The sequence below is a fragment of the Paenibacillus tianmuensis genome (assembly GCF_900100345.1).
GTDB classification, from domain to species: domain Bacteria; phylum Bacillota; class Bacilli; order Paenibacillales; family NBRC-103111; genus Paenibacillus_G; species Paenibacillus_G tianmuensis.
Window position 1 is genome coordinate 12,264 of the sequence record NZ_FMTT01000025.1, and the last position, 12,344, is coordinate 24,607.

At 52.9% G+C, this 12,344-nt stretch carries 13 protein-coding genes; 3 read left to right on the top strand and 10 right to left on the bottom strand.

Going from position 1 to position 12,344, the window contains the following annotated elements:
- Positions 1-74 precede the first annotated feature (74 nt).
- Positions 75-674 (top strand): short chain dehydrogenase, encoded by a 600-nt coding sequence (locus tag BLO51_RS16545; protein ID WP_090673655.1) that lies wholly within the window; start codon positions 75-77, stop codon positions 672-674.
- A 2-nt stretch (positions 675-676) separates the two neighbouring features.
- On the opposite strand, the gene BLO51_RS16550 is transcribed toward BLO51_RS16545, so the two are convergent.
- The 8 genes from BLO51_RS16550 to vanY form a co-directional block, all read right to left on the bottom strand.
- A complete protein-coding gene (locus BLO51_RS16550) occupies positions 677-1,378 on the bottom strand; it encodes a stalk domain-containing protein (protein WP_090673752.1) in 702 nt (233 codons plus the stop codon).
- Positions 1,379-1,467: 89 nt separating this feature from the next.
- Positions 1,468-2,799 (bottom strand): ABC transporter substrate-binding protein, encoded by a 1,332-nt coding sequence (locus BLO51_RS16555; protein WP_090673657.1) that lies wholly within the window; start codon positions 2,797-2,799, stop codon positions 1,468-1,470.
- A gap of 43 nt (positions 2,800-2,842) precedes the next feature.
- Positions 2,843-4,003 carry an efflux RND transporter periplasmic adaptor subunit gene (locus BLO51_RS16560; protein ID WP_090673658.1) on the bottom strand — a complete coding sequence of 387 codons (1,161 nt, stop codon included), beginning with the start codon at positions 4,001-4,003 and terminating at the stop codon, positions 2,843-2,845.
- Between the two features lie 31 nt (positions 4,004-4,034).
- Positions 4,035-4,868, bottom strand: coding sequence for a carbohydrate ABC transporter permease (locus tag BLO51_RS16565; RefSeq protein ID WP_090673659.1), 834 nt, complete (start codon positions 4,866-4,868; stop codon positions 4,035-4,037).
- A gap of 60 nt (positions 4,869-4,928) precedes the next feature.
- Entirely contained in the window at positions 4,929-5,795 is an 867-nt protein-coding gene (locus tag BLO51_RS16570; protein ID WP_090673754.1) for a carbohydrate ABC transporter permease, read from the bottom strand.
- Positions 5,796-6,002: 207 nt separating this feature from the next.
- Positions 6,003-7,097, bottom strand: a complete 1,095-nt coding sequence (locus BLO51_RS16575; protein WP_090673661.1) for a sensor histidine kinase — start codon at positions 7,095-7,097, stop codon at positions 6,003-6,005.
- A complete protein-coding gene (locus tag BLO51_RS16580; RefSeq protein ID WP_090673662.1) occupies positions 7,090-7,785 on the bottom strand; it encodes a response regulator transcription factor in 696 nt (231 codons plus the stop codon). Before BLO51_RS16580 ends, BLO51_RS16575 begins: the two co-directional genes overlap by 8 nt.
- Before the next feature lie 53 nt (positions 7,786-7,838).
- Positions 7,839-8,714 (bottom strand): VanY-A/VanY-F/VanY-M family D-Ala-D-Ala carboxypeptidase, encoded by an 876-nt coding sequence (vanY, locus tag BLO51_RS16585; RefSeq protein ID WP_090673664.1) that lies wholly within the window; start codon positions 8,712-8,714, stop codon positions 7,839-7,841.
- 271 nt (positions 8,715-8,985) lie between these two features.
- On the opposite strand from vanY, the gene BLO51_RS16590 reads away from it, so the two are divergent.
- On the top strand, positions 8,986-9,273 hold the full coding sequence (locus tag BLO51_RS16590) for a hypothetical protein (RefSeq protein ID WP_090673665.1): 288 nt from the start codon (positions 8,986-8,988) through the stop codon (positions 9,271-9,273).
- A 164-nt stretch (positions 9,274-9,437) separates the two neighbouring features.
- On the opposite strand, the gene BLO51_RS16595 is transcribed toward BLO51_RS16590, so the two are convergent.
- Both BLO51_RS16595 and BLO51_RS29620 read right to left on the bottom strand, forming a co-directional pair.
- The gene (locus BLO51_RS16595; RefSeq protein ID WP_090673667.1) at positions 9,438-10,673 is read right to left on the bottom strand and encodes a cytochrome P450 family protein; all 1,236 of its coding nucleotides are present in this window, start codon (positions 10,671-10,673) and stop codon (positions 9,438-9,440) included.
- A gap of 1 nt (position 10,674) precedes the next feature.
- Positions 10,675-11,040, bottom strand: a complete 366-nt coding sequence (locus tag BLO51_RS29620; RefSeq protein WP_217266749.1) for a hypothetical protein — start codon at positions 11,038-11,040, stop codon at positions 10,675-10,677.
- Between BLO51_RS29620 and uraA the strand changes: the two genes are divergently transcribed.
- Complete coding sequence (gene uraA / locus BLO51_RS16605; RefSeq protein ID WP_090673668.1) at positions 11,027-12,301, top strand: uracil permease; 1,275 nt, start codon at positions 11,027-11,029, stop codon at positions 12,299-12,301. The genes BLO51_RS29620 and uraA overlap by 14 nt on opposite strands.
- Positions 12,302-12,344: the final 43 nt, after the last annotated feature.

Consider the following 12,344-nt stretch of genomic DNA (forward strand, 5'->3'; position numbering starts at 1 on the left):
CCGGAGGAGCAATTGAACCGGAGCCAAGCGCATGGTAAAATTTGTACAAACATGACTGGAAAGGCGGTTAACCGATGAGAATATTAGTTGTTGGCGCTACGGGAACGCTTGGCAGAGCTGTTGTCGACAGATTGAAGGATAGTCACGAGATTATAAAAGCGGCGCGGAGCGGTGGCGATGTGACCGTTGATATGACATCAACGGAGAGCATCGCGGCGATGTACGAAGTGGTAGGAAAAATCGATGCGGTCGTTGTCACGGCGGGAAGCGCCAAGTTTCTTCCTTTGACCGACATGACCCCGGAGGATAATCAGGTTGCCATTGATAGCAAACTCAAAGGCCAGGTCAACATCGTTCTGCTCGGATTAAATTATGTCAATGACGGCGGCAGCTTTACGCTGGTGTCAGGCATTTTAATGGACGATCCTATCGCTCAAGGAGCCTCTTCCGCGATGGCCAACGGCGCCATCCGGGCATTCGTCAAGTCGTCTGCGATCGAAATGCCGCGGGGCATCCGGATAAATACGGTCAGTCCGAATGTGCTGGAAGAATCGTGGAACGCTTATGCCGATTATTTTGCCGGATTCGTGCCCGTTCCCGCCAGCAAAGCGGCCGCCGCGTACCAGAAGAGCATCGAAGGCAAACAGACCGGCCAGTGCTACGAAGTTTATTAACTCTATTTCACATCGATTGCAAAAATATATAACGTTTGGCCTCGCTCCCAAGTGGAGGATATCAAGATATTGTAGAGTCCGGGCTTTTTGGGTAAGTGCAGCCGACTCCCGTCCAAGGGCACAGCCTTACCCTCTTTTTTGCCGGTGCCCGATTCGGATTCCATGACAACCTCCAGCATCTTGGGCACCATGCCCTTCGGGTAGGTAATGACAATATCCGATTCCGGCTTCACGGCCACCGGAGGGTATTCGGCTTGCTTGATAATTTCGGATGCCGAGCGGGGCAGCTTGAAGCAATCCGTCCAACATGCGTTGCCATCAAGCAGCGGAATCTCCTGCATCCAGACGATTCCGCTCTCGGTTTTCTTCTCATAGGCAACGGAGGGAACGGGTGTCAAGATCCGTTCGTCGAATTTGACGCTGTATTGCTGAATATAAGTGGTCCGCTTGTCCTCTCGGTAATAAACGTCCGCTGCCATCTGTTCCGCCACGAAGCGCAGCGGAACATAGGCGTGTCCGTTATAGTTGATCACGGACAACCTTTTGTCTGCCCCGTTGATGACGAATTTCTCAGACGTCAGAAAGTCCAGAGAGGAGCTTGCCCCGTAAGCCGCAACGGTAATCACTACGAATACGCAGACGATCGAAGCTATAATATATTTTCTCAAAAGATACCGTCCTTCCTTTTCCGCATCTTGATCCATTATATTACGCGGAGCGGCTTTTTGCCGCTGCTGCGACTGCAATCGTTACGGTTGCGGCATACGTCGGCTTTTCCCGCCATGCTTACTCCTTATTCGTTCAAGTAGGTTGTCGTCCGGTTCTGGATCAGCTTCGCGACTTCCTCCGCAGACTTCTGGCCGCTGAAGAACGCTTCGGCCTCGTCATAGATGATGTTCAGCACTTTAACGTCCTCGTCCGCATAGCGATCGGCCGTATGAAGGAACTGCTTGAATCGGGCAAAATCCTCCTCCGACACCTTCGCCGTTTTTCCAGCCTCAAGCTTATACGCTCCGCCTTTCGTTTGCTTCTGAAGCTCGTCCAGCTTCTTCTCGTTCACCGATTTCAGGAGGGAAAATCTTTCCTCGTAGGGAGATGACTGCACTTCTTCGGATAGCAAGAAGGCCATAAACTTCCATGCTTCCTCTTTGCCCTCGGATTTGGCTTGTATCGCAAGCTCCGAAGTGGTAATGATCCGGACTCCGCCGGTTTTTCCTTCCGGGTGCGGCTTTTGCAGCAGCTTCGGATTGGATAGTTTAGTATAGGGGCCCTTGATAAAATCGGCCGGCGAGAATATACGCTCGGAGTAGAACAGCGGCCTTTCGTTGTCCATCGGTTGGGCCGTCATGATTTTGTCGTCATACAGCTTTTTAACTTGCCGCAGCAGGTCCGTGAACGCCGGGGAGTCGAATTTGGCTTTCCGGGTCGCGCGGTCGATAAATTGTCCGTAGCTGTCCACTACCCATTCCTGCAGGATGACTTCCGGCTGCTCATTCCCCAAGGCAAAGCGGCGCTCCTTGCCGCTCGCTGTCTGCTGCACCAGCTTTCGGGCGATCTCCTCAAATTGCTTCCAATTCCAGCTTTTATCGTCGACCTTCACGTTCGCCTTCTGCAGAGCGTCCCCGTCCCCTACGAATGCCCGCAAGAAGAAACTGGCAGGCATCGTATACAAGCCACCGTTCAATTTCATCGCGTCCAAAACGTTTGTCTGCAAGTCGCTTTTATTCACCGTTTTGTCTAGGTCCAGCATATCGCTCATGTTCAGGAGAAGCTGTTGATTCACATATTTATCGACGGGCAAGCCGGTCACTTCGATCATATCCGCGCCTTTCCCCGATAGCAGCGCCGTGTTCGTCGTTTTTATATATTTCTCGTTATCGACACGCTCTTCGCCCGGCTGCTTGAAGCTCTGGATTTGCACGTCGATATCGGGATACTTTTCCTTGAATTTTTTCGCAGCCGCCTCGTAATACGGGTTCGACTCTTTTAGAGATACGGTTACGACCGTCTTTCCCTCTTTCGATTTCGGCTGCTCCTTGCTTGCCGTCGTCTCCTTGCTGTTTCCGCATGCGGTTGTCGCGGCAAGGATCACGCAGGTGAATCCAAGCCCCAGTCGCTTGTTCATCGTAGATTCCTCTCTTCCATCGAATGATTAGATTGGTGTGCAGCTACTGCAGTCGCACCCGGTTGCCATCCTGCAAGGGCTCGCTGCTTTCCAGAATGATCAGATCGTTCTCGTACACGCTGTCCCGCGGAACCTTCGTTACTTTGTCGTTCGTTTCCGCGGCACGAATTTGGACCTTGCGCACAATAAACACATTACCCAAAGCGCCTTTCCGCTCTTCCACTTTATAGAAAAACTTGCCTTCGCGATCCTCATGTATGGCCTCGTTCGAAATCAACAGCCCCTCTTGCTGCGAGCGCTTCGTGAGTTTGACCCATGCCTGCTCACCTCCTTTCAGTTCGGAGCCCGCCACCTTCACGCGCACCACTTTTCGGGCGATGGAAGTGGTCGGATTGGCCGCTTTATCGGACGAACTCGCCATGCGCGGCTCGGCATCCGCCAACTCCAGAATGGCACCTTCCAGCATGGTCGGCTGCTGATCCCCTATGGCCTGAATTTCGACCTGCACCTTGTCCTCCAGTGAAATCCCCAGATTGGTCAACAGCGGCGCATCGGCGATAAATTCGAACCGGTAGCCCCGGCTTTCGTTCGTGATCACAACATCTGGCTCTCCCGCGGAAGCCAAGCCCACGACGGCATTCAATTTCGTAACCATCCCGTCGAACGGGGCGGAAATTTCTTTTTGGCTGGCCAGACGGTCCTCCAATTGCTTGATTTTGCGGTCCTGGATGCCCAGATCGAGTTTTTGCTTCTCCAGATCGCGGCTGGCGCTCCGCTTCTTTATCTCGTCCCCTTCCTGTGCCGATACGATGAAGTGGTCCTGGGTATTTTGCAGCTCGATTTGCTGCTTTTCCAGTTGCGCCTTTTCATCCTGCAATTCCCGTTCGGCGGAGGTGCTGTCATAGGTGACAAGCGCCTGCCCCTTCGTCGCCCGGTCCCCTTCCTTCACGCGAACCGCTTTGACCTTCCAGCCGCCGGGATTCGTTAGCTTGGCCTCCGCGATCGGCTTCAGGTTCCCGCTTCCTTCCAGCGTATAGACAAAGCTCTCGTGCGTCGGCTTCTCCGTTCTGACCTTCGGCAAGGTCAACGACTGCAGCGTATTGCCGAATAAGGTGAACAGCACGAGCAGCGCGATAAAGCTGCCGAACACCGCGCGAATCTTTCTTTTGCGACTACGTTCTACGGGCTCTTCGTTCGGTCCCATCTCCGCGTCCCCCGCCTCCTAACCGTACAAGCTACCCCTTGATGCCGGACAGCTCGATGCCTTCGATGAAGTAAGTTTCCGCATACAAAAACAGCAGCACCATCGGCGTCATATAGAGCATGGACGCAGCAAAGGCAATCCCCCGTTCGCCTTCGCGCACTTTCGATAAATAAACCGACAGCGGCTGCTTGAACGGATCGTCCAGAAAAATAAGCGGCTGCTCCACCATATTCCAATAATCCGCGAACAGCAGAACAACGAGCGCCCCCAGACCCGGCTTGAGCATCGGGACAATGATCTCGCTGAAAATCCGCACGTGCCCGGCCCCGTCCATCTTGGCCGCTTCGATATAGGAGAACGGAATATGCAGCGCGAACTGCCTGAGCATGAATACGCCGAATGCCGCGAAAACGCCGGGCCATATAACCGCAGACGGACTGTTCAGCAGCCCCAGCTTATCGGCCATCATATAGTTGGGCACCAGCGTCACTTGGAACGGCATGAGCATCGTCAGGACATAGACGAGAAACAGCGCATCCCGGCCCCGAAAACGCAGCTTGGCGAAGGCGTAGGCCGCCAGCGCGCCGACGACGGTCTGTCCCGCAATGATGGGCACCACCTGGAAGACCGAATTCCAGAACATCCTCAGAAAGCTCGAATCGAGGACCAGCACGCTCGCATACTGCTCCAGCGACGCCAGATCCGGCAACAGCTTTAAATTCACAAACCGGTTCGCGTTCCCTGCGGCAGCGTCGTTCATTTTCCCGATCAGTCCGTAATTGATGCCGATTTCCCGTTCGGTCATCAGCGAATTTGTGAAAGTAATCACGATGGGCATTAGCAGCACCGCCGCGATGACGGCCATGACGACCGTTAACGCTCCTTTTTGCCAAGCTCTTGAACTTCGCAGCAGACTCTCCTCCCGCTATTCCATAAACTGCCGGAAACGGCGCTCCAGCGCAAACAACGCGAAAACTACAAGCAGAATGCAGCCCGCCATCAATGTCGCCGCCGCGGTCAATTTCTGCAGCTCCAGCGTCATGAACATATTGTTCATATAGTGCTGCAGCGTATAGATGCTGTCGTGCGGATAATCGCCCGCGATCAAGTACGTCTCCCGGAATATTTTAAACGAGCCGGTGATGGACATGATGACGACGAAAAACATCGTCGGCGTTAAATAAACGAGCGTAATGCCGATGAACTGTCGGAGTCGTCCGGCGCCTTCCAGCCCGGCGGTTTCGTAGTAATCGTTCGGAATCTGCTGAAGCCCGGCCAGAAATAAAATCATGTTGTAGCCGACGTTTTTCCATAAATAAATGACCATGACCACATGCCGGGCCGCCTCCGTCTTCATCCAATCCACACGTTCGAGCCCGAAATCACCGAGCCACGCGTTCAGCGAACCGTTCCAGTCGAACAGCATCTGCCAGATGAGAACAACCGAGGCTACGGGGACGACAAGCGGCAGCACGTAAGCCGTTCTCAGCATATTGCGTATGTACATCTTCCGGTTCAGCAGCAGCGCCAGCCCTAAAGACAGCCCCACGATGAGCGGCACGCTGACCGCGGTAAAATAGAACGTATTGGACGCCGCTTTCCGAAACGAACCGCCCGCAAGCAGCTCGCTATAATTCGCCAACCCCACGAACCGGCCCCCGACCGGGCGATCCAGGAAGGAGTCGTACACCCCCATAGCAAACGGAATAAGATAGAACAGCGCGAATCCTGCAACGCTCGGCGCGAGAAACAGCAGGGCCGCCGCCGAGTCGCTCCGGGTCCATCGTTTCATTCCTGGCTTCAGCATGAATCCGCAATTGCCGTCTGACTGTCACGGTCAAGCCGCATGGCTGCTTTCCTGTTGTTCATCGGATCACCCCCACTTTCTGTGCGTGGTAACAAAAAAACCCTGCTTCTTCATCCCCAGCTCTGTCCTATCCTTCACTCCTAGGATAGGAAATACTGTTTAAAAAGAAGTAGGGTAATCTTAAAGTTTTTCTTAATTTGTTTGCGGCAGACGCACTTCAAAGATGGTGCGGCTCGCGCTGCTTTGGGCGGTCACCGTTCCGTCATGCTGCATCACAATGTTCTTCGTGATATACAGGCCGAGACCCGTGCTTCCCTCTTGATACGTGCGCGCCTTGTCGCCGGTATAGAACATATCGAAGATATGCGGTAGCTCATCGGGCTGGATCGGGACTCCGTAATTGATCACTTGAACCACGACCGCTTCCGCTTCGGGATAAGCATTCATGTCCACGAACCGGCCGTCTTGTCCGTAACGGATGGCATTGCTCAGCAGATTCTCGAACACGCGCGCCAGCAGGTCTCCGTCGCCCAATACCGACAAACCGGGGGCCACCTGCAGCCGGGCCGTCAATTGATGCTTCTCAAAGGCTGGATACAGCTCCTCGTTCAACTGGACCAGCAGTTCGCTGAGATCGATGGGTTGTTTCTCGAAGGCCAGCATGCCGTAGTTCATTCTCGTAATCTCGAACAGCTCGTCGACAAGCTTCTCCAGACGCTGCGATTTTTGAAAAGCAATATCCGCATACTGTCTGACCTGCTCCTTGGTCAACTGCTCGTCCTTCAGAATAAAATCCAAATAGCCGATCACCGAAGTCAGCGGCGTGCGCAAATCATGCGCCAAATTCAGGACGAGCTGATCCTTGCTGTTCTCCGCAAAGTCCCCTCTTTCGACGGCTTGCTGCAATTTTTCGCTCGCCAGATTGATGTCTGTCGCAATGTCCTCGAACTCGTCGCGGGAGGAAATGTGGACGCGATGCTTAAAATCGCCGCTCGCCAGATGATGGATACCGTTGGAAATTTCATTGAAATAGGTGGCGTAAGGCTTGGTGAGGACAAAGAAAAACAACGTCGCCAGCGGGATGAAGAAAAGCAAAAAGAAGTTAATATCCCCGACGGTGTTTATGAACAGGCGGACGTAAGCCAACGGATCTTCAAACTTTACGAACGTTCGGTAATAAAACTGAAGAATTTTATAGAGCAAATACGTAATACTGCCCGCGAACAGCATGCTTAAACCGAGGAGCATGATCATTTTGGACCGGAAGCTGCGTACCATGCTAGCCATTGAATGTATATCCCACCCCCCACACGGTTTTAATCAGCTTGTGTTTCCGGTCATCCTCTTGTAATTTTTTCCTCAGCTTCCGGATATGCACCATCACCGTATTGCCGCCTTCATAGTAATCTTCGCCCCACACCTGCTGAAAAATATTTTCCGCGCTGAACACCTTCTTCGGATAGCTGGCCAGCAGATACAGAATATCGAATTCTTTCGGCGTCAGCTCGACCGGTTCGCCATATAAGGTGACCGTGCGCTGATCGGGATAGATGGCCAAGCCTCCCGCTTCCAGCACGGGCTTGTTCTCCGCCGACGATTGGCTGAGCAGTCTGGAACGCCGCAGTTGGGCGTTCACGCGGGCGATCAGCTCCATCGGGTTGAACGGTTTGGTCATATAATCGTCCGCACCCCTCACCAAGCCTGCGATTTTATCCAGATCGGATGTCTTGGCGCTCAAGAAAATGATCGGCATATGATTCGTTTCCCGGATTTGCCGGGTCACTTCGTAACCGTCCACTTTGGGCATCATAATATCTACTATCGCCAGATCAATCGATTGCGTCTGAACGGCCTGAATCGCTTCCTGCCCATCCGCTGCTTTAATCACATGGTAGCCTTCCTTGGTTAGATGCAGTCCGATCAAATCGGCAATCGCCGTCTCGTCGTCCGCGATCAAAATCGTGATCCGCTTCATGGCATTCACCCTCTGCATAGAGTTAACAATTCCATTCTACCAGAACTTCCGGATCAAGGAAGCAAGGTCACAATGACGCCGTCCATATTGTTTCCAGATCGTTCATAGCGGCGACCGGCCGGTACCGGAATAGACGTATTGCCGGAAACGGGATAATACGAGACTTCGTAGGCTTTGCCCTCTACCGTCGTCGAAATCGTCTTTTGTTCCTTCAGGAAATCCAAATATTGCTCCAACGTAAAGTTTTTCTCCTGCATGATCGCGCTATGCGGCAAGCCAACATAGCGAAAATGCCACGGCTCGTATTGAATGCCCGTGATCTCCGTCTTGTCCTTGGGATAGCGCAAAATAAATCCGTAAGCCCAGGCGTTTTTTTGCAGCCACTTCCCTTCCGGGGCGCGGTTCATCTCCGTTTGAGTCGATCCGATATCAAGGGATAAGCCCAAGTTATGCTCGCTGTAGCCCGCAGGCAGCGCATAATCGGCGCCCATACTTTTATACAGCCGGCCTTGTTCTTGATTGTCCCGGTAACCGCTGCTGATCATAAAATGACGCACCCCTTCTTTGGCAGCAGCATCGACCATCGTTTGGAATTTTTGCGCCACGCCTTGCGACAGCCGGATCGTCTTATCCAGCAGCCCGTATCCCTTGACCAATTCCTTATGCTGAAACAGGTTGGCTACATCCGCCGTGACACCCTCTTGACGCACCGGATACTGCTTGTTGACCAACAGCAGATTCCCTTGGTAAATCTGGCTTTTGGTTACTTTTATCGTTTGGGCCTTCGTTTGATGCTTCGTTTGGGAAACCGCCTCTTGCGCTTGGTCGCCCGCTTTGCTATACTCCCCGATTACCACTTGCGGTTCCTGTTGAATGGCTTCACACCCCAGTGGCAAAAGAATGACAAGCAAAAAAAACCACTTCTTCATCTCCGCTTCCTCCTTACGCTTTCATCCTGTAAGGATACGGAGTAACGTTTAACAAGAAGTCAGGTAAAGATAAAGATTTTCTTAATTTTTCATCGTTCAAAGCAGTTCCTATCTAGGGTTTGAGTGTCATCGCGATTTCTGGGGCTGCTGTAAATCCGTTATTTGCAAATGTTAGTTTTTGTGGTATTATTGACTTACCGTTAGGTAAATAAGAGATGTAGCGATCCTAATCCGCCATCTCTTGAATCGGTTTAACGAGGAGGAGAATACATTGAAAATGAAGGTTGAATTCGTCCTTTTGGACAAAAACGGAGAGACGGTTCAGAGGGAACTAGAACCGGAAGAAATTGAGATTCTTATGGAACTCGAAGCAGTGAGATTGCCAGTTGGTCCTGGCTCGACTCCCAAATCTCTGACCATCGCTGAGGCACAACTTGACCTTTGCGAAGCGACACCCTTTATTAGAGTAGAGGTCCTTGATCCTGCTGCTGCCAAGTCTACTGACTCTGATGATGATTCTGACGAAGAAGAATCGTTTCTTGATCAATTGTTTAAATAGTGTTAATAAAAAGCACCTTAACAGGTGCTTTTTATTATGCAAAAAGAGAGGTGCGGCGGCATGCCCAAGTAAACCGAAGAAGCCGTGTATGACTCCGCGACCAATGAGCTTCCTTTTACTTTCAGGTTATGCGCATGTCTCCTTAAATTTTGCGCCCCCAAAGGCTAGAACAGCACCGGCAAGCTCGTAAGAGAGCGCATTGTGTTACGATGATATGTCAATTGCTCCGGTGCGACTGCCAGGCGCAGATGAGGCAGCCGCTGCAGCAGCGTGCCGAAAACGATCTGCCCCTTCAGACGTGCCAGCGGTGCTCCCATGCACTGATGGATGCCCTTGCCGAAGGCGAGATGCTCATTCTCTTCCCGCGTGATATCCAATGCCTCGGGATTGGAAAACTGATGCGGGTCCCGATTGGCGCCGGCCAGCGAGACCAGAACCATCTCCCCTTTGCGGATTTCCTTGCCGTGCATGATGATATCCTCGCTTGCAAAGCGGCTGGCAATCATGACGGGTCCCGCATAGCGCAGCAGCTCCTCGACGGCGGAGGGAAGCAGGGATGGGTCGCTGCGGAGCAAGCGCATTTGTTCGGGATGCTGCAGCAAAGCCAATGTGCCGTTGCCGATCAGATTTACCGTCGTTTCATGCCCGGCGAGCATGAGCAGCCAAATGGTTGAAAGAAGCTCGTTCTCGCTTAATTGATCTCCTTTATCATGAGCTTGGAGCAAGCCGCTTGTTACGTCATTCCCGGGATGTGCGCGCTTTTCGGCTAACAATGCTTTGAAATACTCAGTAAACTCATCGAGAACTTCACCGACGGTATCCGCTTGATTCGGATCATCCAAGGAAGCATTCCAGAACTTACGTATCCACTCGCGGAATCGGTCCCGATCGGCAGCGGGAATTCCCAGCATCTCGGAAATGACTGTAATGGGGAGCGGATAGGCAAAATCCGCAATCAGGTCCATCCTTCCCCGCTCCTGCACCGCATCCAACAGCTCGTCGGCAATCTGCTGAATTCGAGGACGCATGTCCTCGATCTTGCGAGGAGTGAAGGCTTTGGAGGCCAGCCTGCGCAAGCGGGTATGGTCTGGCGGATCGGCCATCAGCATATTCGGCATCCGTTTCGTCCATTCCATGAATTTGCTTGCGGACGCGATCTCCTGGTCCGATTCTCGTTGAACCTGCGATGGTGCGAACTTCCGCATATCTTTGACAAAACGAGGGTCCTTCAGAATTGTAGCGACATCGTCATGACGGAAAGCGACCCATGCTCCTCCCATCCCGAAAAAGTCATCAAGGCGGTACAGAGGCTCTTGCTGTCCGGCGAGTCGCTTATAGAACGCAATGAAATCACGCATCATTTCCGGTGAAGCAAAATCGCCGCTAGTGATTTTTTCCATATCACTTACCCCTTTCCTTTACTCCGCAATTCCATATCGGATCTGTGACCATAATCAACTCGAATGCCTGCTTCCGATCCACCCCTTCCCGAAGGGGAACCGCTTCAAACAACCTCTCTAACACTTGATTCCTCTCCGCATTCCCCATACCATATTTTACCTCAATATCCTGTTTCAGTTCAACCGGCGGAGAATAAAAGGCTCCGTACACCAATTTCAATTCATCGGGGTATGCTGACCAGTTGATTAATATGTCTGTGCCGTGATCATGCAAATTCAGCTTTTCATGCTTCTTTGCATGCACTATAATACGGTAGATAACAATAATTAAAACGATCAAAAGGGGAACTTCAATGTCGCGAATCATCCAAGTTCATGAGAAACCGCCCTTCTGGAAGAGCTTGCCGCTCGGGCTGCAGCATCTGTTTGCCATGTTCGGGTCCACAGTTCTTGTTCCAATCCTGTTCAAGGTCGACCCGGCCACGATTCTGTTAATGAACGGCATCGGGACCTTGCTTTACCTGTTCATTACCAAGGGGAAAATTCCCGCTTACCTCGGCTCCAGCTTCGCCTTTCTTTCGCCGGTTTTCGTCGTTCTGGCGGAAAAAGGGTATAACGCCGCGCTCGGAGGCTTCCTGGTGGTCGGCGTCATCTTCACCATCGTCGCCCTGCTAATCCGTTATGTGGGAACCGCCTGGATCGACGTCGTATTCCCTCCGGCTTCCATGGGGGCGATCGTCGCGGTGATCGGGCTTGAGCTCGTTCCGACGGCCGCCAAGATGGCCGGCTTCATCGCTCCGGACGGAGCGCCCGCAGGTTGGTCCCCGGATGCCACGACCATTACGGTCTCCGTGATAACGATGCTGGTCGGCGTGCTTGGATCGGTGCTGTTCCGCGGAATATTCAAAATCATTCCGATCCTGATCGCCATCGTCGTCGGCTATGTGCTGTCCAGCGTGCTCGGGCTGGTGCATGTACAAGCGGCGGTCGGCGCAGCCAACTGGCTAACGCTGCCTACCTTCTATACGCCGGTTTGGGATTGGACAAGCATCGCCATTATCGCCCCTGCCGCGCTGGTGGTCATCGCCGAGCATATCGGTCACCTGATTGTAACCGGCAATATTGTCGGCAAAGATCTGTCCAAGGACCCGGGACTCAGCCGTTCTTTGCTTGGCAACGGCGTCTCCACCGTGATCTCCGCGTCGGTAGGCTCCACCCCTAATACGACGTATGGGGAAAATATCGGCGTCATGGCGATCAGCCGCGTCTATTCCGTCTGGATCGTCGGTCTGGCGGCCATCATGGCTGTCGTCCTTTCCTTCGTCGGTAAGCTATCGGCGCTGATCCAAACCATTCCCACCGCGGTAATGGGAGGCGTTTCGCTGCTGCTGTTCGGCGTCATTGCCGCATCCGGCATCCGCATGCTGGTCGAGACGAAGGTCGACTATTCCAAGCCTGCGAACCTGATCCTGACTACGGTTGTGCTGGTCGTCGGTCTAAGCGGGGCGGCGTTCAAGTGGGGGCATCTCGAGCTAAAGGGCATGGCCCTTGCCACGGTCGTGGCGATTCTGCTCAGCTTGGTGTTCAAGTTGTTCGAGGTTCTGAAGTGGTCGAACGATACAGATTAAGTAAACGCGCAAAGGGCACTGCCCGAAAGGTCTGCTTAGACCT